The organism is Streptomyces sp. NBC_00162, from assembly GCF_024611995.1.
Classification (GTDB): domain Bacteria; phylum Actinomycetota; class Actinomycetes; order Streptomycetales; family Streptomycetaceae; genus Streptomyces.
Genome location: NZ_CP102509.1, coordinates 6,709,496 through 6,733,726 on the forward strand (window position 1 = coordinate 6,709,496; position 24,231 = coordinate 6,733,726).

Consider the following 24,231-nt stretch of genomic DNA (forward strand, 5'->3'; position numbering starts at 1 on the left):
ATGAGTCAGGCGCAGGACAACGAGCAAGGCGGGCAGGCCGTCCCGCAGACCCGCACCGCCCGCCACCGCCGGATCGTGGACATCCTCAACCGGCAGCCGGTCCGCTCGCAGAGCCAGCTGGCCAAGCTGCTCGCCGACGACGGGCTGAGCGTCACCCAGGCGACGCTCTCCCGCGACCTCGACGAGCTGGGCGCGGTGAAGATCCGCAACACCGGCGGCGAGCTGATCTACGCGGTGCCCAGCGAGGGCGGGTTCCGCACCCCGCAGGCCCCGCTCGGCGAGTCGGCGAAGGAGGAGCGCATGCGGCGCCTCTCCGGCGAACTGCTGATCTCGGCGGAGGCCTCCGCGAACCTCGTGGTCCTGCGCACCCCGCCGGGTGCGGCGCAGTTCCTCGCCTCCGCGATCGACCAGGCCGAACTCCGGGAGATCCTGGGCACGATCGCGGGCGACGACACCCTGATGCTGATCAGCCGCGACCCGGCGGGCGGCCAGGCCCTGGCCGACCACCTCCTGCGCCTCGCGCAGAAGGAGGGCTAGCCCCGGACACCCCCTAGTACCGGGTCACGGCCAGGGCCCCGGACTCGGTGCCGATCGCGATGTGGGGGTGGCGGCGCGGGTTCGCCCAGCGCAGGATCTCCCGCATGGTCCGCTCCGGTACGGACACGCAACCGGCCGTCGCGCCCTTGCCGTTGACGTGCAGGAAGATCCCGGCGCCCCGGCCGCGCACCGGCTCGGCGTAGTTGAAGCCGATGACCAGGGCGTGCGCGTACTGCTTCTCGTACGTCACCAGGTGCTCCGCCTCGCCCGGCGCGCAGTGCGCGGGCAGCGGCTCCACCCAGCGGTTGTAGGCGGCGGACGCGTTGTCCTGGCACCACCACGAGCTGCCGGTCACCCGCCGGTAGCGGTACTCCGTACCCGCCGGCGCGTGCCGGATCCCGAAGGCGTACGGCAGGTCGTACAGCCCCGCCGGGGTGGTGTTCGTGCCCTGGGTCCGGGTCGCGCCCTCGGTGAGGCCGTTCGCCCCGAAGCGGGCGTCCGCGCTCCCGGCCTCGTACCAGCGCCCCGCCCGCCGGTCCCACCAGGTCAGCCGCCCGGTCGTGGAGCCGGGGGCGGGTGCGACGGCGGTGATCAGCTGGCTTCCGCCGCCGGTGTCGGCGAGCCGGGCGGGCAGCGGGGCGTGACTCTGGAAGCTCTGCGGGAGCAGGGTGGTGACGATCAGTGAGCCCGTGACGAGAGCGGTACGCAGCACATGTCAGACGGTACGGGCCGGAAGGGGCAGAGGCAGCGCAGGCAGGCCGTCGAGGCTCGTCCCGATGAAATCCTTCTTCTCGCAGTACTCGGCGAACTCCTCGTCCGTCTTGCGGCCGAAGTACTCCGCGTGGAGGGTGCGCTCGGCCTCGTACTCCATGAAGGGGACGGCGTACCCGCACGTGTCGGCGATCCGGCGGGCGTGAACGAGGATGATCGCCCGCGCGGAGGGGCCGTCGGCCTCGCCGAACAGGGCGATCAGCTCGCCCCAGCGCGGGTCGTCGCGGAAGACCGCCTCGCCCTCGCCGTGCACGCGCACGATGTTGGGCGGTCCGCTGAACGCGCACCACATGAGGGTGATGCGGCCGTTCTCGCGGACGTGGGCGATGGTCTCGGCGCCGCTGCCGCCGAAGTCGAGGTACGCGAGGGTCTGCTCGTCGATGACGACGAGGGTCCCGGCGCGGCCCTTGGGGGACAGGTTGACGTGGCCGTCACCCGCGAGCGGGGCGGTGGCAGTGAAGAAGACAGGCTGCTCCTCGATGAACTTGCGCAGCCGTCCGTCTATGCGTTCGTATTGCTTTCCCATGGTGATCAGTATCCGTCCGTCGTGGATTTCCCGGGAGGAAGTCCGAGCCGCGATCGCATCTGCCGCAGGACCCAGTCGCTGAACAGCCCCGCGCAGCAGTCCAGCAGGGCGCCGACCTCCGGGTCCCGGGCCGGCAGGGCGAGCGGCCGGTACGGGGACCAGATGCTCTGGATGTGCTGCGCGGCGATGCGCCGCAGGACCGGGTCACCGTCCGTCAGCAGCTCCACCGAGGCCCGCAATCCGGCCACACCGCCTTGCGCGTGCAGCAGCCGGTACGCGGCCCGGCGGGTGTGCGCCGGCCGGTCGGGCGCGATGCGGGCCAGCAGCCAGTCGGTGGGCAGCCGCCCGGCCGTGGCGCGCAGGCTCAGGGAGGCCTCGCGGGCCACGGCCGCCGACGGGTCGTCCAGCAGCGGGCGCAGCAGCTCGTGGTCGGTGACGTCCAGCAGCCGCAGCCCGCCCACGGCGGCGGCCCGCACCGCGTTGCCGGGGTGCGCCAGCAGCGCGCGCAGCAGCGGCGCGTCCCCGCGGCGGGCGCACTCGGCGAAGCCGGTCACGGCGTAAGGGGTGATGCTGCCCGGGTCCTCGACCAGCTCGCGGTAGTGGGCGTACGGGTCGCCGCCGTCCTGGCGGACCACCCAGCGGGCGCAGGCCCGGACCAGCCCGGAGCGGTCGGTGAGGTGCTTCCCGGCCTCGGCGGCCCGGCCGGCCCCGCGCAGGGCGGTGACCCCGGTGGCGCGAACCATCGGGAGGTGGGCGCCGACCAGGGAGTCGAAGGCCTCGTCGTCCGGCCCGTCGGCTGCCATGGCCGCGAGCGCGGCGTCCGCCCATAGCTGACTGGTCTGCGGATCCAGCTCGGCGGCGGCCAGCCGGGCGAGCTCCCGCCCCCCGAACTCGCCGCTCTCCAGCGACAGCCGCGCGGCGAACCGCCGGGTCGGCAGGTCCGGGCTCCCGCGCAGCTCGGCCCGCAGCCGCTCGCCGCGCAGCGCCGCGGGCAGCAGCTCCAGGGCCCAGGCGCCGTGCTCGCGGCGGCCCAGCCGCAGCAGGAGCGGGGTCAGCCGGCGCACCGTGCCCGCGGGGTCGGCGTCCAGCACCGCGCGCAGCACGCGCCGGGCCTGTTCCCGTACGGCCGGAACCCAGTCGGTGCAGCGGATCGCGACGAGTTCGAGCACAGGATCCGGCCCTCGGAGCGCGCCTTCGCGGACGTAGCCGTCGGGATGGCACAGCGCCACCACGTCCGCGCCGTTGTACGCGGTCCCGTACCGGAAGCGGTGGATGTCCCGTACCGCCTGGTCGAAGGCGATCCACGTCTCGGCCACGCCCTCGGGGAGCGGCACCGGGGTGTGACCGGGGTGCCCGCCGTCCATCAGGCGGTCCGCGCTCGCGTGCCCCGTCCGTATCGCCCGTTCCCGCCTCGCGCTCATGCGGCCGCCCCCTCCTGTTGTCCTTGCCGTGGAGCCTAGGCAAGGGAGCAGCCCTCGCGCCTCCGATATATCCGCTGGTCAGGTGGGGGCGACGAGGCTTGATTGACGAAACATACGGAGCAGTGCATAGTTATGCCTGTCGTTGATTGCACCGTAAGGAGAAACCCGTGGCCGAGCGCGTCGTACTCGCCTATTCAGGCGGCCTGGACACCTCCGTCGCCATCGGCTGGATCGCCGAGGAAACGGGCGCAGAGGTCATCGCCGTTGCCGTGGACGTCGGCCAGGGTGGCGAGGACCTGGACGTCATCCGCAAGCGCGCGCTCGCCTGCGGTGCGGTCGAAGCCGAGGTCGCGGACGCCAAGGACGAGTTCGCCGACGAGTACTGCCTCCCGGCGATCAAGGCGAACGCCCTCTACATGGACCGCTACCCGCTGGTCTCGGCGCTCTCCCGCCCGGCGATCGTCAAGCACCTGGTCGCCGCCGCCCACAAGCACGGCGCCTCGATCGTCGCCCACGGCTGCACCGGCAAGGGCAACGACCAGGTCCGCTTCGAGGCCGGCATCGCCGCCCTCGGCCCCGACCTCAAGTGCATCGCCCCGGTCCGCGACTACGCGATGACCCGGGACAAGGCGATCGCCTTCGCCGAGAAGGCAGACCTCCCGATCGCGACGACCAAGAAGTCCCCGTACTCCATCGACCAGAACGTCTTCGGGCGCGCCGTCGAGACGGGCTTCCTGGAGGACATCTGGAACGCGCCGATCGAGGACATCTACGAGTACACCTCGAACCCGGCCGTCCCCCGCGAGGCCGACGAGGTCGTCATCTCCTTCAAGGCCGGCGTCCCGGTCGCCATCGACGGCAAGCCCGTCTCCGTCCTCCAGGCCATCCAGCAGCTCAACGAGCGCGCCGGAGCCCAGGGCATCGGCCGGATCGACATCGTCGAGGACCGCCTCGTCGGCATCAAGTCCCGCGAGGTGTACGAGGCCCCGGGCGCGATCGCGCTGATCACCGCCCACCAGGAGCTGGAGAACGTCACCGTCGAGCGCGAACTGGCCCGCTACAAGCGGCAGGTCGAGCAGCGCTGGGGCGAGATGGTCTACGACGGCCTGTGGTTCTCCCCGCTGAAGCGGGCGCTGGACGGCTTCATCAACGAGGCCAACCAGCACGTCACCGGTGACATCCGGATGACCCTGCACGGCGGCCGCGCCGTCGTCACCGGCCGGAAGTCGGACGAGTCGCTGTACGACTTCAACCTGGCGACCTACGACTCGGGCGACACCTTCGACCAGTCCAAGGCCCAGGGCTTCATCGAGATCTTCGGCCTCTCCTCGAAGATCGCCGCGCGCCGTGACCTCGCCTGAGGCGTAACCACGGCCGAACGGACCGCCTCCCGTTACCTCCGCGACCGGGAGGCGGTTGCACATCCCACACCATGCAGTCTTGAGGAGCAGTAGCTGTGAGCAGCAACAACGGTGACGTCCGGCTCTGGGGCGGCCGCTTCGCCGACGGCCCCGCCGAGGCCCTCGCGAAGCTGTCCGCGTCGGTCCACTTCGACTGGCGCCTCGCGCCGTACGACATCGCGGGGTCCCGTGCCCACGCGCGCGTGCTGCACAAGGCGGGCCTGCTCACGGCCGATGAGCTCGAGCGCATGACCGACGGACTCGACCGGCTCGAGGCCGATGTCGCCGCGGGCACGTTCACCGGCACCATCGCCGACGAGGACGTGCACACCGCACTGGAGCGCGGCCTGCTGGAGCGGCTCGGCGCCGACCTCGGCGGCAAGCTGCGGGCCGGCCGGTCCCGCAACGACCAGGTGGCCACCCTCTTCAGGATGTACCTGCGCGACCACGCCCGGCTCATCGGCGAGCTCGTCGCCGACCTCCAGGACGCGCTGGTCGGCCTCGCCGAGACCCACGCGGACGTGGCGATGCCGGGCCGGACCCACCTCCAGCACGCGCAGCCGGTGCTCTTCGCGCACCACGTACTGGCCCACGTGCAGTCCCTGTCCCGGGACGCCGAGCGGCTGCGCCAGTGGGACACCCGGACCGCGGTCTCCCCGTACGGCTCGGGGGCGCTGGCCGGCTCCTCGCTCGGCCTGGACCCGGAGGCGGTCGCCGCCGACCTGGGCTTCGAGCGGGGCTCGGTCGGCAACTCCATCGACGGCACCGCCTCGCGCGACTTCGTCGCCGAGTTCGCCTTCATCACCGCGATGATCGGGATCAACCTGTCCCGGATCGCGGAGGAGATCATCATCTGGAACACGAAGGAGTTCTCCTTCGTGACCCTGCACGACGCCTTCTCCACCGGGTCGTCGATCATGCCGCAGAAGAAGAACCCGGACATCGCGGAGCTGGCGCGCGGCAAGTCGGGCCGTCTCATCGGCAACCTGACCGGCCTCCTGGCCACGCTGAAGGCGCTGCCGCTCGCGTACAACCGCGACCTCCAGGAGGACAAGGAGCCGGTCTTCGACTCCTGCGACACCCTCGAGGTCCTGCTGCCGGCCTTCACCGGCATGATGGCCACCCTCACGGTCCACCGGGAGCGGATGGAGGAACTGGCTCCGGCCGGCTTCTCGCTCGCCACCGACATCGCGGAGTGGCTGGTCAAGCAGGGCGTGCCGTTCCGCGTCGCCCACGAGGTGGCCGGTGAGTGCGTGAAGGAGTGCGAGTCGCTCGGCATCGAGCTGGACGAACTCACGGACGAGCAGTTCGCGAAGATCTCGGAGCACCTGACGCCCGAGGTCCGCACCGTCCTCAACGTGCCCGGCGCGCTGGCCTCCCGCAACGGCCGCGGCGGCACCGCCCCTTCGGCGGTCGCGATCCAGCTGACCGAGCTCAAGGCGGACCTGGTCATCCAGCACGCCTGGGCGGCGCACAAGCAGTAGCCGACGAGCCCGGAGGGGCGGCCGGAGCACCCGCTCCGACCGCCCCTCCGGCGTTTACGGGGCCAGGATTCCTCTCCGGCTGCCCGGTCGGCAGCTTGTTTTCTGAGTGAATGAGACGTTGACGTCTCATTCGGGTTATGCTTGTCTCATGGCCATGGATCGTGACCAGGTGCTCCGCGACGCGGCCGCCCTGCTTTCCCGCAAATCGACCGCCACGATGGACGAGGTCGCCCGCGCCGCCGGAATCGGGCGAGCGACCCTGCACCGGCACTTCGCCGGGCGCGACGCCCTCGTGCGGGCCCTCGAGGAACTCGGCATCCGGGAGTTCGAGGTGGCCTTCGACAACGCCCGCCTCGACGAGGGCACGGCGGTGGAGGCCCTGAAGCGGCTCGTCGCCGAGGCCGAGCCCAACGCCGAGCTGCTGGCCTTCCTCGTCACCGAGAACCAGCTGTTCGAGGGCGACCAGATCCACGAGGGATGGGCCCGCCTCGACGCCCGCGTCGGCGCGCTGTTCCGGCGCGGCCAGACCGAGGGTGACATCCGGATCGACCTGAGCCCCGCCTGGCTCACCGAGGCCCTCTACGGCCTCATCGGCACCTGCGCCTGGGCCGTCATGGACGGCCGGGTCGCCGCCAAGGACTTTCAGTACATGATCATCGAGCTGCTGCTCGGTGGCGCACAACGGAGTGTGGAGAAATGACCGGAACCGAGCAGCTGAGCCTGACGAAGGGGACGGAGGTCAAGAGCCCCGGGCGCTGGCTCGCGCTCTCCGTGCTCGTCCTGGCCGTGCTGCTGGTCGCGGTGGACGCGACCGTACTCGGTCTGGCCACGCCCTCGCTCAGCGAGGACCTCAAGCCCTCCGGCACCCAGCTGCTGTGGATCGGCGACATCTACTCCTTCGTCATCGCCGGACTGCTCGTCTCCATGGGCTCCCTCGGCGACCGCATCGGCCGCAAGAAGCTCCTGCTGGTCGGCGCCACCGCCTTCGGCGCCGTCTCCGTCCTCAACGCCTACGCGACCAGCCCCGAGATGATGATCGTCGCCCGGGCCCTGCTCGGCGTGGCCGGCGCGACCCTGATGCCGTCCACCCTCGCGCTGATCCGCAACATCTTCCACGACCCCAAGGAGCGCAGCCTCGCCATCGGCATCTGGGGCGCCACCGCATCGGCCGGCGCCGCCGTAGGCCCGGTCGTCGGCGGAGCCCTGCTCCAGCACTTCTGGTGGGGCTCGGTATTCCTCATCAACCTGCCCGTGATGGCCGCCCTGGTGATCGTGGGCATCAAGCTGCTGCCCGAGTCCAAGAACCCGGTCGCGGGCCCCTGGGACCTGTTCAGCGTCGGCCTCTCCCTCGTCGGGGTCATCGGCGTGGTCTACGCCGTCAAGGAACTCGCCACCCACGGCGTGACCTGGGGCGTCTGCGCCGCCGCCGTCATCGGCGCCGCCTGCCTCCACGCCTTCGTCCGCCGCCAGTTCACCCTGCCGTCCCCGCTGCTCGACATGCGGCTCTTCAAGCACCGCGGCTTCTCCGGCGCCGTCCTCGCCGACCTGCTCACCGTGTTCGGGCTCTCCGGACTGGTCTTCTTCCTCTCCCAGTTCCTCCAGCTCGTGCAGGGCCGCGACCCGCTGGAGGCGGGCCTGGCCGAACTGCCCGCCGCCATCGGCGCGGTGGTCACCGGTCTGGTCGCGGGCCGGTACGCCCGCCGGTACTCGGTGCGCTCCGTCGTCGCCGGCGGCCTCGCCGCCATCGGCCTGGCCCTCGCCGTGCTCACCGTGATCCACAAGGAGACCGGATACCCGCTGCTCGGCGCGGCACTGCTCTTCGTCGGCCTCGGCGCCGGATTCTCCTTCACCGTCACCGCCGACGTGATCCTCTCCAGCGTGCCCAAGGAGCAGGCCGGTTCGGCCTCGGCCGTCTCCGAGACGGCGTACGAACTCGGCGCCGCCCTCGGCATCGCCCTGCTCGGCTCCATCGTGACCGGCGTTTACCAGGGCTTCACCGCCCCCGCCTCGGTCGCCGGGCCCGTCGCCGACGCCGCGCACGAATCCCTCGGCGGGGCCGTCGAAGCGGCCAGGATGCTGGATCCGGACACCGCCGGGCAGATGGTGGGAGCGGCTCAGGAAGCCTTCGTGGACGGGCTGCGACTCGCCTCCGGCGTGGGCGCGGCCGTCCTCCTGGCCACCGCCGTGGCCGCCTGGTTCCTGCTCAAGGGCCAGCGGCTCCAGGGCGGCATCGAGCACTGACGCCCCACCAGAGGGTGGTGTCCCGACCGGAGTTGACAGTTCGTCGAACCGCGGGACACCATCCTGGCGATGGAGATCAACGATCTGACCCCGGCGGAGCGCCGCGTATGGGACGCCTTCCCGCGCGGGGAAGGCGTCGACTTCCGGGAGAGCCTCGACGAGGAAGCGGCCGACGGGGCCTCCTGGGGACCGGAGCGCACCGTGCGCGCCGAGGTGCTCATGGCGCTGCTGCTGAGCGGACCCAGCGTCGCCGGCCAAGTCGCCGGCCTCAAGATCAAGGGCGCCAAGGTCACCGGGAAACTGGACCTCAAGTACGCCGCGATCGACGTCCCGATGCGGATGCGCGGCTGCTGGTTCGAACGCAAACCAGGGCTCTACGGGGCACGGCTGCGCGCACTCGTCCTCACCGAGTCGTGCTTGCCCGGCCTGACCGCGTCCACCGTCCGCGTCGAGGTCGTGCTGCGGCTTTCCTGCTGCACGATCAGCGGCCCGGTGCGCCTCGCGGGGGCCCAGATATCCGGCGGCCTCTTCCTCCAGGGCGCCGTGATCGGACCGGTCGGGGGCGAACTGGCCGGCGAGGCACCGCTCCAGCTCAACCATGCCACCATCGGCACCGACATCATCGCCTTCGGGCTGACCGTACACGGCCAGACGCGGATCAACGGCGCGGTCGTCGGAGGCCAGATCAACCTCGACGACGCCCGTCTCCACACGCCCGGCGGCACCACCCTGCACGCGGAGACCGTGACCGTCGGCACCGATCTGCGGGCGATGCGCGCGCAGCTGACCGGCCGGGTCAACCTCACCGGATCCCGGATACCGGGCCAGCTCAACTTCGCGTACGCCCGGTTCGTCAATCCCGGCGGCGTGGCCCTGCGGGCCAGCAGCTGCACCGTCGGCGAGGTCTGGCTGCGGGAGTGCGACACCATCCAGGGCACGGTCAACCTGCGCCGTTCCCAGTTCGACCTGCTGCACGTGGATCCCGAGACGTGGCCGGGTACGGTGCGGCTGGCCGGGCTCAGCTACCGGGCGATGAGCCCGCACCTGCCCGCCGAGCAGCGGCTGCCTGTCCTGGAGCGCGAGGAGTCGGGCTACCTGTCGTACACCTACGAGCAGCTCGCCGCGGCCTACCGTACGGCGGGCGACGAGGGCGGCGCCCGGACGGTCCAGCTCGCCAAGCTGCGCAGGCACCGCCGCACCCTGCCCCGGCCCGCCCGGCTGTGGGGGCAGCTCCAGGACGCCACCGTCGGCTACGGCTTCCGGCCGCTGCGGGCGGTGGGCTGGCTGCTGGCCCTGCTGCTGACCGGGGCGATCGCATACGGGATCGATCCGCCGCGGCCCCTGAAGCCGGGGGAGGCCCCGGACTTCAACCCGGTGTTCTACACGATCGACCTGCTGGTGCCGATCGTCAGCTTCGGGCAGGAGTCCGCCTACGCGCCGAGCGGCTGGCACCAGTGGCTGTCGTACCTGCTGATCGTGACCGGCTGGATCCTCGCCACCACCACGGCGGCGGGCGTCAGCCGGTCACTCCAGAGACAGTAGGAGAGGAGCTACGCGGCCTTCGCCTTGGTGGCGTACATGTCCACGTACTCCTGGCCGGAGAGCCGCATGACCTCGGCCATCACCGAGTCGGTGACCGCGCGCAGCACGTACCGGTCGCGGTCCATGCCCTCGTAGCGGGAGAACTCCATCGGCTCGCCGAAGCGCACGGTGACCCGGCCCGGGCGCGGCATCCCGGCGCCGCCGGGCTGGAGCTTGTCGGTGCCGATCATCGCGAACGGGACCACGGGGGCGCCCGTCATCAGGGTGAGGCGGGCGATGCCGGTGCGGCCGCGGTAGAGCCGGCCGTCGGGGGAGCGGGTGCCCTCCGGGTAGATGCCGAAGATCTTGCCCTCTTCGAGGATCCGGCGGCCGGTCATCAGGGCCGCGACCCCGCCGTTCGCCCCGTCACGGTCGACGGGGATCATGCCGGAGCCGGTGAAGAACCAGGCCATGGCGCGGCCCTTGATCCCCTTGCCCGTCACGTACTCGTCCTTGCCGATGAAGTGGACCGTACGGTCGCACACCAGCGGGAGGATCATGGAGTCGATGAACGTGAGGTGGTTGCCCGCCAAAATCACCGGTCCGGTGCCCGGGATGTTCTCGATGCCCTCCACACGGGTGCGGAACATCAGGCGCATGACCGGTCCGACAGTGGCTTTGATGAGGCGCGTACGGAACAACGTGGGCCCTCCGGCATCGAAAAGCGGTTCTCGCACCCACCACACGGCGGTAGTGCAGGTGAGGACGATACTCGCGGGTCGGCTCTGATCGCACATCGGGTTCACGAATCGGATACGCAGTGTTGACGCACGTTTCCGCCGTGTTCCGACATGACACCCTCGCTGGAAACCCCTCCCAGCCTACGATCGGCACGCCGATTCGGGCGTTTTCGCGATGGGAAGTGGCACTCATGACACAGGCTGGGGCAGCGAGGCGCACGGTCCTCGGGGCGGCCGTACTGGCGGCGGGCACCGGCATCACCGGGCTCGCGGCGGGATCCGCCTCCGCCGCGAGCGGCGGACACGGCGAGGGCGGGTTCCGGGACCTCCCCTACCCGACGGTGATCGGCCACCGCGGAGCCAGCGGCTACCGGCCCGAGCACACGCTCGGCTCCTACCAGCTCGCCCTCGACCTGGGCGCCGACGTCATCGAGCAGGACCTCGTCCCGACCAAGGACGGGCACCTGGTGTGCCGCCACGAGAACGAGATCGGCGGCACCACGGACGTCGCCGACCATCCGGAGTTCGCGGCGCGCCGGACCACCAAGTCCGTCGACGGGGTCTCCGTCACCGGCTGGTTCACCGAGGACTTCACCCTCGCCGAGCTGAAGACCCTGCGCGCGAAGGAACGTATCCCCGCCGTCCGGCAGCGGAACACCCTCTACGACGGCCAGTGGGCGGTGCCCACCTTCGAGGAGGTCCTGCGCTGGGCCAACCGGGAGAGCCGCCGGCGCGACAGGCAGGTCTGGCTGCACGTGGAGACCAAGCACCCCAGCTACTTCCGGGCGCTGGGCCTCGGCCTGGAAGAGCCCCTCGCCAAGCTGCTGCGCCGCTACGGACGCGACCGCCACGACTCGGCCGTCTTCCTCCAGTCCTTCGAGCCCTCCAGCATCCAGCGGCTCTCCCGGCTGGTCTCGGCGCCCCGCGTGGTCCTGCTCTCCGCGGCGGGCACCCGCCCCTGGGACTTCGAACAGGCCAAGGACCCGCGCACGGTCGCCGATCTGGTCAAGCCCGAGGGCCTGAAGTGGATCGCCGGCTTCGCCCAGGGCATCGGCCCGACCATGGACCTGATCCTCCCGCGCGACGCGGCCGGCAAGCTCGGCGCCCCGACCACCCTGGTCAAGGACGCCCACGCCCAGGGTCTGCTGCTGCACCCCTACACCGCGCGGAACGAGAACAGCTTCCTGCCGGCCGATTTCCGCAAGGGCACGGATCCGGCCGCGTACGGGGACGCCTTCGCCGCCTTCCGGACCTACTTCGAACAGGGCATCGACGGCATCTTCACGGACAACCCGGACACCGGACTGCTCGCGGCGGAGGCCTTCCGCCCCGGCCGACGCCCCGTCAACCGCTGAGCGGAGCTTCCCGAACGAGTGGGACGCGCCCGGCGGGGAAACCGCCGGGCGCGCCCCACTCGTCCCGCCCGGCATGGACCTGCTGAAGGCTGACCTCTTTGAGAAGCTCGGCCCGCTGCTCTCCGCCGAGGCTGCCGCGGAAGCCCCGGGCACCGGAGTTGACCCGGCCGACCTGGAACAAGCCGTCTGGGTCAGGCTGCTGGAGAGCGGCCCGCGCGAACCCGACCCCACCGGCCGTGCCCGCTGGCTGCGCCGGGCGGTGCGCGCCGAGGCCCGGCTCGCCCGGCGGCGGGCGCGCCGCGAGATCCCGTATGACCACCGTCATCCCTCCGCGGACGACCACGGCCATCCCTCCGTGGACGGCCACCGGCGTCACCGCGCGGACGGCGCGGCCCCCGCGGACGCGGGCGGCGTACCGGAGGACGTCCTCCTGAACGGAGAGGACAACCGGGTTCTCCGGTCGGCGGTCGCCCGATTGCCCGGACGCTGCCCGGAGCTCATGAAGGCATTTCTTTCGCCCAGAGACCTCACTTACCGTGAAATCGCAGGAGAGTTGGGTATCTCACAAGGAAGTTTGGGGCCCGTCCGTTCCCGTTGCCTGGGATGTCTGCGCAGAATGCTGGCTGCAGAGGTTGCGGCTCCTGGCCTGTGGGGAAAGGAGCGGTAGACCATCGGGCTACCAGGTGAGCGGGAGGCATGCGCACATGGGCATGAGCGTGACCATTTCGGCGGCGGCTGCCGAGGACGCTGAGCAGATCTTCAAACTGCAGTACCTGGCCTTCCAGCGCGAGGCCGAGCTGTACGGCAACTACCTCATCCAGCCGCTCACCCAGTCCCTGGACTCCCTCAAGGCGGAGCTGGCGACGGACACCGTACTGGTGGCCCGGCTCGGCGACGAGGTCGTCGGCACCGTGCGCGGCAGCGTCGACGAGGACGGCACCGGGAAGATCGCCAAGCTGTGCGTCCACCCGCGGCTGCAGGGCCACGGTCTCGGCGCCCGCCTGCTGAGCGCGGTCGAGGAGGCCCTCGCGGGACCCGGCACGACCACCCGCTTCCGTCTGCACACCGGGCACAAGAGCGAGTCCAACCTGCGGCTCTACCGCAAGGCGGGCTACACGAAGGTCGGCGGCCGCACGGCCTCGGACGGCGTGCAGCTGGTGATCCTGGAGAAGGACGCCAAGGACGCCACCGACTTCGCGGTCAGTGCCTAACCCTTTTTGCGCAGCCAGAGCATCCCGGTGATCGGCAGGATCACCGGGATGAACAGGTAGCCCATCCCGAACTGCGACCACACGGTCGCGTCGGGGAAGGAGTCCGGGCGCACCAGGGTCCAGGTGCCCACCGTCAGCACGCCGGCCAGCTCGGCGGCGCAGCAGGCCAGCGCCGCCTTGCGGGCCGTCTCCCCGCCGCGCACCAGCGAGTACGTGATGAACGCGTAGGCCAGGGCCGCCGCGGCGGACAGCGAGTACGCCAGCGGCGCCCGGTCGAACTCGGTGGAGATCTGGTAGGCCGACCGCGACACCGCGCCGACCACCATCACCCCGTACAGCCACACCAGGAGCAGCCCGGGCCCGGAGACGAGCCGTGTGCGCCCGGCGGGAGTGGCGGTCGTCGTGTCAGGCACCGGTGGTTCCCCAGATGTCGTAGAGCCGTACTTCGAGGACGGCGAGGACGACCGCGCCCGCGGCCACCGTCACCGAACCCCACTTGGTCCGCTCGGTCAGCGAGAGCATCCCGGCGGCCGGTACCGCCGCGAAGGCGCCCAGCAGGTACGCCACGAAGATCACCGTGCCCTCGTCGGGCTTCTCGCCCCGGGCCAGCATGACCAGGCCGATCACCAGCTGGGCCAGGACCAGTACCGTCACCACGGCCATGCCGATGAAATGCCAGTCCTTGGTCGGCTGGTCCCGCCATGCGGCGTGGCCGCACCAGGCGGCGAGGGCGAGTGCGGCCACACCTATGGCGACCGTCAGGGCGTCGAGCATGCAGCGAGGGTATTACGGGCCGAAAGACCCGATGCGCGCGCCCCTGGGCGGGCGGCCGGCATCCGGACCGTGGCCTTGACCACAACGGACACCGCCGCCGAACTCCGCGCGGACGTGGTCGTACGGCACCTTTCGGCGGTGTCGGTGCAGGTCAGCGAGGGGGGTCTGACCATCGGGACGGACGGCTGTCAGCGACCGGTGTTGTCCGGTATGTGGCTGGTTTCCGTCCGCTATTCGGACATCGTTGATCGGTGAAGCGACATGTCTGCTTTACTGGGGCCCATGACCACGACGAGCAGCCGCACCCTTGCGACCGAGGCGACGATGACGCCCGGTGCTCGTTGTATGTGTCGAATGCGCGCCTTCTGAGGGCCCCCTTCCGCACGCCTCGCGCCCCGAAGCGAGACCGGCCGAGCCCGTCCGTGCAACCCGGACCGCTCCTGCCCCGCGCACGCGTCGACGCCATCCCTTCATGACGGTTCGACCCGTATCGCGTCCCCAGATGTTTGCCCCGTGCCCGGCACCCCGCTGCGCCGTGCACTCGACAGCGACGGAATTCCTGTGATCACCACATCGGGCCTCACGAAGGTCTACCAGTCCCGTGGCCGCGAGGTCACCGCCCTGGACGGCGTGGACCTCCACGTCCGCGAGGGCGAGGTCTACGGAGTCATCGGCCAGAGCGGCGCCGGCAAATCCTCCCTGATCCGCTGCGTGAACCTGCTCGAGCGGCCCACCACCGGCACCGTGAGCGTCGACGGCGTCGACCTCACCGCACTCGCCGGCCGCGGCCGCCGCGCCGGCAAGGAACTGCGCGAGGCCCGCAGCCGCATCGGCATGGTCTTCCAGCACTTCAACCTGCTGTCCTCGCGCACCGTTCAGGGCAACATCGAGCTGCCCCTGGAGATCCTCGGCGTCTCCGGCCGCGAGCGTTCCCGCAAGGCCCTGGAACTCCTGGACCTGGTCGGCCTCGCCGACAAGGCCAAGGCCTACCCCACCCAGCTCTCCGGCGGCCAGAAGCAGCGCGTCGGCATCGCCCGCGCCCTGGCCGGCGACCCCAAGGTGCTGCTGTCCGACGAGGCCACCAGCGCCCTGGACCCCGAGACCACCCGCTCCATCCTCCAGCTGCTGCGCGACCTCAACCAGCAGCTCGGTCTCACCGTGCTGCTCATCACGCACGAGATGGACGTGGTCAAGTCCGTCTGCGACTCGGCCGCCCTGATGAAGCGCGGCAAGATCATCGAGTCCGGCACCGTCGCCCAGCTGCTCGCCACCCCCGGCTCCGAGCTCGCGGGCGAACTGTTCCCGGTCACCGGCGCCGCCACCGGCCCCGACCGCACGGTCGTCGACGTCACCTTCCACGGCGAAACCGCCGCCCAGCCGGTCATCTCGCAGCTCTCGCGCACGTACAACATCGATATCTCGATCCTCGGCGCCGCGATGGACACCGTCGCCGGGCGCCAGATCGGCCGCATGCGCATCGAGCTGCCCGGCCGCTTCGAGGACAACGTCGTACCCGTGGGCTTCCTGCGCGAGCAGGGCCTCCAGGTCGACGTCGTCGACGCGGCCGACGAGGCCGACGAGATCGACAACGAACTGGCCGCGCTGGTCAAGGATGGTGCGAAGTGACCTGGTCCGAGATGCAGCCCCTGCTCACCCAGGGCACCTACGACACCCTCTACATGGTGCTGTGGTCCACCCTGGTGACCGTCCTGGGCGGACTGCCCATCGGCATCCTGCTGGTCCTCACCGACAAGGGCGGCCTCCTGCAGAACCGGCCGCTCAACAAGGTGCTCGGCGTGATCGTGAACATAGGCCGCTCGCTGCCGTTCATCATCCTGCTGATCTTCCTGATCCCGGTCACCACCGCGGTCGTGGGCACGTTCATCGGCCCCACCGCCATGATCGTCCCGCTCGCCATCGGCGCCATCCCCTTCTTCGCCCGGCTCGTCGAGACCGCCGTCCGCGAGGTGGACCACGGCCTGATCGAGGCCGTCGAGTCCATGGGCGGCGGCATCCCCACCCTCGTCGGCAAGGTGCTCCTGCCGCAGGCCCTGCCCTCCCTGGTCGCCGGTGTCACCACGACCGTGATCACCCTGGTCGGCTACTCCGCCATGGCCGGCGCGGTCGGCGGCGAAGGCCTCGGATCCAAGGCCATCACCTACGGCTTCCAGCGCTTCGAGACCGGATTCATGGTCGCCACCGTCGTCGTCCTGATCGCCGTCGTCACGGTGATCCAGCTGGTCGGCGACGGCGTGGTCCGACTCCTGGCCCGCCGCGGCCGGACAGCCTGAGCAGTTCCGGGCTCACAAGACTTTTTCTCCCCCAGAAAGCCCGCACTTGTCGTGCTTGGGCCACCACCCTGTAAATGCAAGAAAGGCACTCTTCGTGCGTAAGAACATCAAGCTCACCGCCCTTGCCGCCACCACCACCGCGCTCGCCCTCGGCCTCACCGCCTGCGGCAGCTCCTCGGACCCGTCCTCCACCAAGGCCGACGGCGGCAAGACCGACGAGAGCAAGCCCCTGGTGATCGCGGCCTCCCCGAGCCCGCACGCCGACATCCTGAACTTCGTCAAGGACAAGCTCGCGGCCAAGGAAGGCCTCAAGCTGGAGGTCAAGGAGTTCACGGACTACGTCCTGCCGAACACCGCCACCGAGCAGGGCCAGGTCGACGGCAACTACTTCCAGCACAAGCCGTACCTCGACGACTTCAACAAGAAGAACAACACGCACATCGTGCCCGTCGTGAACGTGCACCTGGAGCCCCTCGGCCTCTACTCCAAGAAGGTCAAGGCCCTCACCGACATCAAGGCCGGCCAGACCATCGCCGTCCCCAACGACACCACCAACGAGGGCCGCGCGCTCCAGCTGCTCGCCGCGAACAACCTGATCACCCTCAAGGAGGGTGTCGGCACCGGCGCCAAGCTGTCCGACATCACCGACAAGAAGGGCCTGGAGTTCAAGGAGCTGGAGGCCGCCACGGTCCCGCGCGCCCTGAACGACGTGGACGCCGCCGTCATCAACGGCAACTACGCCATCGAGGCCAACCTCTCGCCCGCCAAGGACGCCCTCCTCCTGGAGAAGGCCGAGGGCAACCCGTACGCGAACTTCCTCGCGGTCAAGGACGGCAAGCAGACGGACCCGCGGGTCCAGAAGCTCGCCAAGCTCCTGAACTCCGACGACGTCAAGAAGTTCATCGAGGAGAAGTACCAGGGCTCGGTCATCCCGGCCTTCGGTACCCCGGCCTCCTGAGCCGGCCGGTCAGGCATTTCGGCCCCGCACGCTCCTGTCGGCGCGCGGGGCCGAGCTCTGCCCGCTTCCGGGCAACCCGGCCCTGCACTTCCTCAGGTCCATGCTGCATGCTGTGGCCTACGACCCGCACAAACGGTCCCGCACCACGGTCTCAGGCATGGAGCTGCGCATGACTACCACCTTCCCGGACGTCACCATCAGCACGGACCGGCTGGTGCTGCGCCCCTTCGAGGAAGAGGACGTCACCGCACTCACCGAGATGATGAACGACGAGAGCGTCACCGCCTGGACCTCGGTACCGCACCCCTACACCCGGGCCGACGCGTACGGCTGGGCCACCCGCCTCTCGCACACCGAGCGCACCGAGGGCCGCGGCATCGTCTTCGCCGTCACCGAGTTCCTCACCCAGCGCCTCGTCGGCATCGTCCACCTCCAGAACACCAACTGGCGCACCCGCGCCACCGAGGTCGGCTACGTGACCGCCCCCTGGGCCCGCGGCGAGGGCTACGCCAGCGAGTCCGTACTCGCCGTCACCCAATGGCTCTTCCGCGACCAGGGCTTCGAACGCCTCGAACTGCGCACGGCCGCCGACAACACCGCCTCCCAGCAGGTGGCCCAGAAGATCGGCTGCATCAGCGAAGGGGTCCTGCGCAACGCCTGGATAGTGCGCACGCAGTCGGCCGACGGCAGCTGGGGCGACACCCGCACCGACGTCATCGTCTGGAGCCTCGTGCCCGAGGACCTCGACGACGCGGACGGCTACGGCGAGTACGACGGCTACGACACCTACTCCGTCGACTGCGCTGACAGCGCTGTGAGCGCTCACAGAGCCGACGGCGCCGACCGGGAACTGACCCGATGACCAGGTAGTCTCACCGTGCCCGACCCCCTGGACGAAGCTTCGCCCTCCCCCAGCCGCCTCTCCCAGACTCCGTCCGGGGGGACCCCCAGGGCGGTGCCCCCTCCCAGACCAGGAGACTGACGACGATGGCCGACCGGGTCACGGTGATCGGCTGGGACGGCTCGCCCCTGACCGCGGCCGCCCGGTCCGCGCTCTCCGCCGCAACCCTGGTGGCGGGCGCCGCCCACCATCTCGCGCTCCCCGAGGTCCCGGCCACCGCCGAACGGATCCGCCTCGGCAGCCTCGGCCTCGCCGCCCGCCGCATCGCCGGCCACCGCGGCAGCGCCGTCGTCTTCGCCGACGGCGACCCCGGCTTCTTCGGCGTCGTACGCACCCTGCGCGCCCCGGAGCACGGCCTGGAGGTCGAGGTCGTCCCGGCCGTCTCCTCCGTCGCCGCCGCCTTCGCCCGCGCCGGGATGCCCTGGGACGACGCCCAGGTCGTCGTCGCCCACCCCCGCACCCTGCGCCGCGCCGTCAACGTCATCCGCGCCCACGGCAAGGTCGCCGTCCTCACCTCGCCCGGCGCCGGCCCCGCCGAACTCGCGCTGCTCCTCGAGGGAGTCCACCGCACCTTCGTCATCTGCGAGGAGCTCGGCACCGACAGGGAACAGGTGAGCGTCCTCACCTCCGACAAGGCCGCCGACCACACCTGGCGCGACCCGAACGTCGTCATCGTCATCGGCGGCGGGGGCACCGGACAGACCCTGGCCGCCGAACCGGGCTGGCTGCTCGGCCAGAGCCCGGAGCGGAACCGGTCCGCCGACCGCGGCTGGGCCCGGCCCCAGGCCGACACCGGAGAAGGGGAGTCCGCGCAGCTGCGTGCCGCACAGCTCGCCCGGCTCGGCCCCCGCACCGGCGACCTCGTCTGGGACATCGGAGCGGGCTCCGGCGGCGTCGCCGTGGACGCCGCCGCACTCGGCGCCGCCGTCATCGCCGTCGACGCCGACCCGCAGGCCTGCGAACGCGTAACTGCCGCCGCCCGCAAGCGAGGAGTACAGCTCCAGGTCGTCGCCGGGCGCGCACCCCACGTACTGGAGAACCTCCCCGAACCCGACGTCGTACGCGTCGGCGGCGGGGGAGCCGCGGTCGTCGCGGCCGTCGCCGACCGCCGCCCCGAACGGATCGTCAGCCACGCCTCCACCCGCGACGAGGCGGAGGCCATCGGCCGCGCACTCACCGAACACGGGTACGCCGTGGAGTGCGCGCTGCTCCAGTCCGTGGGCCTGGACACCCGCACCTGGGCCGAACAGGAGCGTTCCGTCGTCTTCCTGCTGGCCGCCGAACGCCCCGTGGCCCGCTGACGGCAGGGCCGGGGTAGGCTGGCCGATCGTCGTACTGCCCTGGACGATTCGGGCATCACGGCACGGGATGACGCGCGACGTGGCGCAGTCCACAGTGGACCGTGGCGGTTATGGCCGTCATGGTGGCGAACGGGCGCGACAATGCTTAGTGGTTGTCGCGCAGGCGCACGTGAGGCAAGGGTGCCGCACGGCAACCCGCACGGAAATCCGCTCGGCGGGCTCATGGGCGACCGGGCGATCGAAGAGGCAACACCGATGGGCGAGGGGTACGCATGACTGACACCGGCCAGGTCCCGGGCGAGGGTCACCCGGACAACGCGGGCATGGTGGATCAGCAGGGCATCCCCGCTCCGGTCCAGCTCCCGCCACCGCTTCCGGCCGGCTACGCCTTCCAGGACCTCGTGGACGACCCGGCCGGGCCGGAGGACGAGGAACTGCTGCTGATGCCGAGCGGCCAGGGCGCGTGGAGCGACCCGCAGGTCGTCCCGCCGGCCCCCGCCTTCCCCGTCGAGCAGCCCCCGCATGCCGAGCTTCCGAACTACGCGGACGCGCCGTACGGGGCCGAGCCGGCGTACCCGCAGCCCCCGGTCTACAACGAGCCGGCCGCGTATCCCGAATTCCCGTCCTACGGCGCCGGCGCCCACGAGACCGGCGGCCGTGACTCCGGTGCGCTCGACCTCGGCGGGCTCGTCGTCCCCCCGCCCGCGGCCCCGGCCGCCGTCGCCCCGGCCGCTCCGGTCCGGCGTCCGCTGCACATGGGTCCGCCCGTGCCCGATGCCACCGGCGGAGTCGTACGGTCCCTCGCGGACCGGGGACCGGCCGCGGCGCCGGCCCCGGTGCCGGTGCACCAGCCCGGGCCGGCCACGGGTCCCGAGTACCTGGACTTCCAGGCCGCGGCCCCCGCGCCGCAGCTGAGTGAGATCCCGCCACAGGCCGGCGCCCCGTGGACCCCGGAGCCGATGCCGGCGCCGGTGGCAGCCGAGGCCCCCGCGGCCCCCGAGCCCGAGCCGCAGCCCGAACCCCAGCCCGAGCCGGTCGTCGTACCGGAGCCGGAGCCGGTCGTGGCGGTCGCCCCGGAGCCGGAGCCCGCGCCCGCGGTCGAACCGGAGCCCGTACCGGCCCCCGTGGTGGTCGAGGCCGTCGCTCCGGAGCCGGAGCCGCAGCCGCAGCCCGAGCCGGAGGCCGCCCCCGTGGAAACGGCGGTTCAGCCCACCGAGCCCGAGCCCGCGCCCGTACCCGAGCCGGTCGTCGTGCCGGAGCCGGAGCCGGTACCCGTAGCGGTACTGGCCGAGCCGGTGGCCGTACCCGTCCCCGTCGTCGCCGAGCCGGTCGTAGTGGCCGTGCCCGAGCCCGTCGCGGTGGAGCCCGAGCCCGTACCGGCCCTGCCCGAGCCCGAGCCGCTGGCCGCCGAGGCCGAGGTGGCGGTCCAGCCGCAGTCCGAGCCCGCGCCCGTGGCCGCCGTACCGGCCGAGCCCGCGGCAGGCGACCCGGCTCCCGCCTACGAAGACGCCGAGCGCGAGGCCGTCCTGCGCGTCATGCGCGAGCGCCGCGACATCCGCAAGGGCTTCCGCACCGACCCCATCCCGCACGAGGTGCTGCTCCGCGTCCTGGAGGCGGCCCACACCGCGCCCAGCGTCGGCCACTCCCAGCCCTGGGACTTCGTCGTCATCCGCTCCGCCGAGACCCGCCGGACGATGCACGAGCTCGCCCAGCGCCAGCGCGAGGCCTACGCGAACTCCCTGCCCAAGGCCCGGGCGAAGCAGTTCAAGGAACTCAAGATCGAGGCCATCCTCGACACCCCGGTGAACATCGTCGTCACCGCCGACCCCACCCGCGGCGGCCGCCACACCCTCGGCCGGCACACCCAGCCGCAGATGGCCCCCTACTCCTCGGCCCTCGCCGTCGAGAACCTCTGGCTCGCCGCGCGCGCCGAAGGCCTCGGCGTCGGCTGGGTGAGCTTCTTCGACGAGCGCGAGATGGTCCGTGAGCTCGGCCTGCCGGAGCACCTCGAGGTCGTCGCGTACCTGTGCGTCGGCTACGTCGACGAGTTCCCGGAGGAGCCCGAGCTGGCCCAGGCCGGCTGGTCCCAGCGTCGGCCGCTCTCCTGGGTCGTCCACGAGGAGACGTACGGGCGCCGCGCGCTGCCCGGCGAGGAGCCGCACGACCTGCTCTCGGAGACCGTCGCAAGCATCCGCCCGCTCGACGCGAAGGCGCTCGGCGAGGCGTGGGAGCGGCAGAAGCGCATGACCAAGCCCGCCGGGGCGCTGGGCATGCTCGAAATCATCTCGGCCCAGCTCAGCGGCCTCTCCCGGGTCTGCCCGCCGCCGATCCCGGAGCCCGCCGCCGTCGCGATCTTCGCCGGTGACCACGGCGTGCACGCCCAGGGCGTCACCCCGTGGCCGCAGGAGGTCACCACCCAGATGGTGGCCAACTTCCTGGGCGGCGGGGCGGTCTGCAACGCCTTCGCCAACCAGGTCGGCGCCGAGGTCTGCGTGATCGACGTCGGTGTCGCGGGCGACCTGCCCGCCACCCCCGGTCTGCTTCCCCGGAAGGTCCGTCCGGGCACGGCCGACCTCTCCGTCGGCCCGGCGATGACCCGCGAGGAAGCGATCGCGGCCATCGAGGTCGGCATCGAGACCGCTCGAGACCTGGTCGCGGCGGGCAACAAGGCCCTGCTCACCGGTGAGATGGGCATCGCGAACACCACGGTGTCCGCCGCGCTGATCTCGGTCTTCACCGGGGTCGACCCGGCCGAGGTGACCGGCCGCGGCACCGGCATCAACGACGAGACCCACGCCCGCAAGGTCGACGTCGTACGCCGCGCCCTGGAACTCCACCAGCCGGACCCGGCGGACCCGATCGGCGTCCTGGCGGCCATCGGCGGCCTGGAGCACGCTGCGATCGTCGGCCTCCTCCTCGGCGGAGCCTCCCTGCGTACGCCGGTCATCCTGGACGGTGTCAGCGCGGGCGCGGCCGCCCTGGTGGCCCGGGCCATCGCCCCCGAGTCGCTGTCGGCCTGCATCGCGGGCCACCGCAGCGCGGAGCCGGGCCACGTGGCGGCCCTGAACAAGCTTGGCCTGCGCCCCCTGGTCGACCTCGACCTCCGCCTCGGTGAGGGCACGGGCGCCCTGCTGGCCCTCCCCCTGGTCCAGAGCGCGGCCCGCGCGATGCACGAGGTCGCCACCTTCGACTCGGCCGGAGTCACCGAGAAGTAACCGCTGCGCGGGGCCTCCCCCACCCCGCCCCTTCCCGAAACCGGGCTCCGCCCGGACCCGCGCCTCAAACGCCGGCGGGGCTGAAATTGCCGCTGCGCGGCAATCCAGCCCCAGCCACATCCAGCCCCGCCGGCGTTTGAGGGGTGGGGGTCCCCCCGGACGGAGTCTGGGGGAGGGTCTGGGGCGGAGCCCCAGGGGCCCGCCAGGGCCTTGCCCCTGCCGGGACCCCCGCCCCCGCGGGTCGTATCGTGGACCCGGACACCGGAAACCGCACGTCAGTACCCCCGCCGCTCCAGCGCCGCAGCGGCACGCTCGCAGAGAACCACCGCCGCCACCCAGGAGCCGCACCGCCATGGCTGAACACCCCGCGTACCCCGTCGGTCTCAGACTGGCCGGCCGCCGTGTCGTCGTCATCGGCGGCGGACAGGTCGCCCAGCGCCGCCTCCCCGCGCTGATCGCGGCCGGCGCCGAGATCGTCCTCGTCTCGCCCTCCGCCACCCCCTCCGTGGACGCCATGGCCGAGACCGGGGAGATCCGCTGGGAGCGCCGCCGCTACGAGGACGGCGACCTCGCCGGCGCCTGGTACGCGCTCATCGCAACCCGGGACCGCGAGGCCAACGACCGCGCCTCCGCCGAGGCCGAGCGCGAGCGGCTGTGGTGCGTCCGCGCCGACGACGCCGAGGCCGCCACCGCCTGGACCCCGGCCACCGGCCGCGTGGAGGGCGTCACCGTCGCCGTACTGAGCGGCAACGACCCCCGCCGCTCCGCCGCCGTCCGTGACGCCGTCGTCGAGGGGCTGCGCGACGGCACCCTCACGGCCGCCCGCCCGCACACCCCCGGCGTCTGGCTCGTCGGGGGCGGCCCCGGCGACCCCGACCTCATCACCGTGCGCGGCCGCCGCCTCCTCGCCGAGGCCGACGTCGTGATCGCCGACCGGCTCGGCCCCCGCGACCTGCTCGACGAGCTCCCCCCGCACGTCGAGGTCATCGACGCCGCGAAGATCCCGTACGGCCGGTACATGGCCCAGGAGGCCATCAACAACGCCCTGATCGAGCACGCCAAGGCCGGCAAGGCCGTGGTCCGGCTCAAGGGCGGGGACCCGTACGTCTTCGGCCGCGGCATGGAGGAGCTCCAGGCCCTCGCCGAGGCCGGCATCCCCTGCACCGTCGTCCCCGGCATCTCCAGCTCCATCTCGGTGCCCGGCGCCGTCGGCATCCCGGTCACCCACCGGGGCGTGGCCCACGAGTTCACCGTGGTCAGCGGCCACGTCGGTCCCGACGACCCGCGCTCCCTCGTGGACTGGGCCTCCCTCGCCAAGCTCACCGGCACCCTCGTCATCCTGATGGGCGTCGACAAGATCGGCTCGATCGCCGAGGCCCTCGTACGGCACGGGAAGTCCGCCGAGACCCCGGTCGCCGTGATCCAGGAGGGCACCACCGCCGCCCAGCGCCGGGTGGACGCCACCCTCGCCACGGTCGGCGAGACGGTCCGGGTCCAGGAGGTCCGCCCGCCCGCGGTCATCGTCATCGGCGAGGTCGTCACGGTCAACGCGCCTTCCCCCACCACCAGCGCCTGACAGGCCGT

Annotated in this window: 22 protein-coding genes; 16 read left to right on the forward strand and 6 right to left on the reverse strand. The window is 71.8% G+C overall.

Features of this window, described 5'->3' with window-relative positions; all coding sequences use genetic code 11:
- The gene (locus JIW86_RS31115) at positions 1–537 is read left to right on the forward strand and encodes an arginine repressor (RefSeq protein WP_257557104.1); all 537 of its coding nucleotides are present in this window, start codon (positions 1–3) and stop codon (positions 535–537) included.
- Positions 538–550: 13 nt separating this feature from the next.
- Here JIW86_RS31115 and JIW86_RS31120 read toward each other — a convergent pair whose 3' ends face one another.
- From JIW86_RS31120 to JIW86_RS31130, 3 genes are read right to left on the reverse strand one after another with little or no spacing between them, the layout of a single operon-like run.
- The gene (locus JIW86_RS31120; protein WP_416237698.1) at positions 551–1,246 is read right to left on the reverse strand and encodes a L,D-transpeptidase family protein; all 696 of its coding nucleotides are present in this window, start codon (positions 1,244–1,246) and stop codon (positions 551–553) included.
- Positions 1,247–1,252: 6 nt separating this feature from the next.
- Positions 1,253–1,834 carry a pyridoxamine 5'-phosphate oxidase family protein gene (locus JIW86_RS31125; protein WP_215149657.1) on the reverse strand — a complete coding sequence of 194 codons (582 nt, stop codon included), beginning with the start codon at positions 1,832–1,834 and terminating at the stop codon, positions 1,253–1,255.
- A gap of 5 nt (positions 1,835–1,839) precedes the next feature.
- Positions 1,840–3,255: a HEAT repeat domain-containing protein gene (locus JIW86_RS31130; RefSeq protein ID WP_257557105.1), complete on the reverse strand. Its 1,416-nt coding sequence runs from the start codon at positions 3,253–3,255 to the stop codon at positions 1,840–1,842.
- 167 nt (positions 3,256–3,422) lie between these two features.
- On the opposite strand from JIW86_RS31130, the gene JIW86_RS31135 reads away from it, so the two are divergent.
- The 5 genes from JIW86_RS31135 (at position 3,423) to JIW86_RS31155 (ending at position 9,922) form a co-directional block, all read left to right on the forward strand.
- On the forward strand, positions 3,423–4,616 hold the full coding sequence (locus JIW86_RS31135; protein ID WP_257557106.1) for an argininosuccinate synthase: 1,194 nt from the start codon (positions 3,423–3,425) through the stop codon (positions 4,614–4,616).
- Between the two features lie 95 nt (positions 4,617–4,711).
- Positions 4,712–6,139 carry an argininosuccinate lyase gene (gene argH, locus JIW86_RS31140; protein WP_257557108.1) on the forward strand — a complete coding sequence of 476 codons (1,428 nt, stop codon included), beginning with the start codon at positions 4,712–4,714 and terminating at the stop codon, positions 6,137–6,139.
- A 148-nt stretch (positions 6,140–6,287) separates the two neighbouring features.
- Entirely contained in the window at positions 6,288–6,839 is a 552-nt protein-coding gene (locus tag JIW86_RS31145) for a TetR/AcrR family transcriptional regulator (protein ID WP_215149661.1), read from the forward strand.
- Positions 6,836–8,380 carry an MFS transporter gene (locus JIW86_RS31150; RefSeq protein ID WP_257557111.1) on the forward strand — a complete coding sequence of 515 codons (1,545 nt, stop codon included), beginning with the start codon at positions 6,836–6,838 and terminating at the stop codon, positions 8,378–8,380. Before JIW86_RS31145 ends, JIW86_RS31150 begins: the two co-directional genes overlap by 4 nt.
- Before the next feature lie 69 nt (positions 8,381–8,449).
- A complete protein-coding gene (locus tag JIW86_RS31155; RefSeq protein WP_257557112.1) occupies positions 8,450–9,922 on the forward strand; it encodes a membrane-associated oxidoreductase in 1,473 nt (490 codons plus the stop codon).
- Between the two features lie 8 nt (positions 9,923–9,930).
- On the opposite strand, the gene JIW86_RS31160 is transcribed toward JIW86_RS31155, so the two are convergent.
- Positions 9,931–10,698, reverse strand: a complete 768-nt coding sequence (locus JIW86_RS31160; protein WP_257557114.1) for a lysophospholipid acyltransferase family protein — start codon at positions 10,696–10,698, stop codon at positions 9,931–9,933.
- A gap of 134 nt (positions 10,699–10,832) precedes the next feature.
- Here JIW86_RS31160 and JIW86_RS31165 point away from each other — a divergent pair, with 134 nt between their 5' ends.
- The 3 genes from JIW86_RS31165 (at position 10,833) to JIW86_RS31175 (ending at position 13,207) form a co-directional block, all read left to right on the forward strand.
- A complete protein-coding gene (locus JIW86_RS31165) occupies positions 10,833–11,996 on the forward strand; it encodes a glycerophosphodiester phosphodiesterase (protein ID WP_257557116.1) in 1,164 nt (387 codons plus the stop codon).
- A gap of 73 nt (positions 11,997–12,069) precedes the next feature.
- Positions 12,070–12,663, forward strand: a complete 594-nt coding sequence (locus tag JIW86_RS31170) for a sigma-70 family RNA polymerase sigma factor (RefSeq protein ID WP_257557117.1) — start codon at positions 12,070–12,072, stop codon at positions 12,661–12,663.
- A 37-nt stretch (positions 12,664–12,700) separates the two neighbouring features.
- Positions 12,701–13,207 carry a GNAT family N-acetyltransferase gene (locus tag JIW86_RS31175; RefSeq protein ID WP_215149667.1) on the forward strand — a complete coding sequence of 169 codons (507 nt, stop codon included), beginning with the start codon at positions 12,701–12,703 and terminating at the stop codon, positions 13,205–13,207.
- Here JIW86_RS31175 and JIW86_RS31180 read toward each other — a convergent pair.
- Positions 13,204–13,620: a hypothetical protein gene (locus JIW86_RS31180; RefSeq protein WP_257557119.1), complete on the reverse strand. Its 417-nt coding sequence runs from the start codon at positions 13,618–13,620 to the stop codon at positions 13,204–13,206. The genes JIW86_RS31175 and JIW86_RS31180 overlap by 4 nt on opposite strands.
- A complete protein-coding gene (locus tag JIW86_RS31185) occupies positions 13,613–13,981 on the reverse strand; it encodes a hypothetical protein (RefSeq protein WP_215149669.1) in 369 nt (122 codons plus the stop codon). The genes JIW86_RS31180 and JIW86_RS31185 overlap by 8 nt, the downstream gene beginning before the upstream one ends.
- Before the next feature lie 561 nt (positions 13,982–14,542).
- On the opposite strand from JIW86_RS31185, the gene JIW86_RS31190 reads away from it, so the two are divergent.
- The 7 genes from JIW86_RS31190 to cobA all read left to right on the forward strand — a co-directional run bounded on the left by JIW86_RS31190 (position 14,543) and on the right by cobA (position 24,223).
- Entirely contained in the window at positions 14,543–15,607 is a 1,065-nt protein-coding gene (locus JIW86_RS31190; protein WP_257559510.1) for a methionine ABC transporter ATP-binding protein, read from the forward strand.
- A complete protein-coding gene (locus JIW86_RS31195) occupies positions 15,604–16,272 on the forward strand; it encodes a methionine ABC transporter permease (RefSeq protein WP_215149670.1) in 669 nt (222 codons plus the stop codon). Before JIW86_RS31190 ends, JIW86_RS31195 begins: the two co-directional genes overlap by 4 nt.
- A gap of 94 nt (positions 16,273–16,366) precedes the next feature.
- Positions 16,367–17,230: a MetQ/NlpA family ABC transporter substrate-binding protein gene (locus tag JIW86_RS31200; protein WP_215149671.1), complete on the forward strand. Its 864-nt coding sequence runs from the start codon at positions 16,367–16,369 to the stop codon at positions 17,228–17,230.
- A gap of 169 nt (positions 17,231–17,399) precedes the next feature.
- Positions 17,400–18,092: a GNAT family N-acetyltransferase gene (locus tag JIW86_RS31205; protein ID WP_257557123.1), complete on the forward strand. Its 693-nt coding sequence runs from the start codon at positions 17,400–17,402 to the stop codon at positions 18,090–18,092.
- Positions 18,093–18,217: 125 nt separating this feature from the next.
- Positions 18,218–19,432 carry a precorrin-6y C5,15-methyltransferase (decarboxylating) subunit CbiE gene (gene cbiE, locus JIW86_RS31210; protein WP_215149673.1) on the forward strand — a complete coding sequence of 405 codons (1,215 nt, stop codon included), beginning with the start codon at positions 18,218–18,220 and terminating at the stop codon, positions 19,430–19,432.
- A 272-nt stretch (positions 19,433–19,704) separates the two neighbouring features.
- Entirely contained in the window at positions 19,705–22,647 is a 2,943-nt protein-coding gene (gene cobT, locus JIW86_RS31215) for a nicotinate-nucleotide--dimethylbenzimidazole phosphoribosyltransferase (RefSeq protein ID WP_257557124.1), read from the forward strand.
- Between the two features lie 352 nt (positions 22,648–22,999).
- The gene (cobA, locus tag JIW86_RS31220) at positions 23,000–24,223 is read left to right on the forward strand and encodes a uroporphyrinogen-III C-methyltransferase (protein WP_257557125.1); all 1,224 of its coding nucleotides are present in this window, start codon (positions 23,000–23,002) and stop codon (positions 24,221–24,223) included.
- Positions 24,224–24,231: the final 8 nt, after the last annotated feature.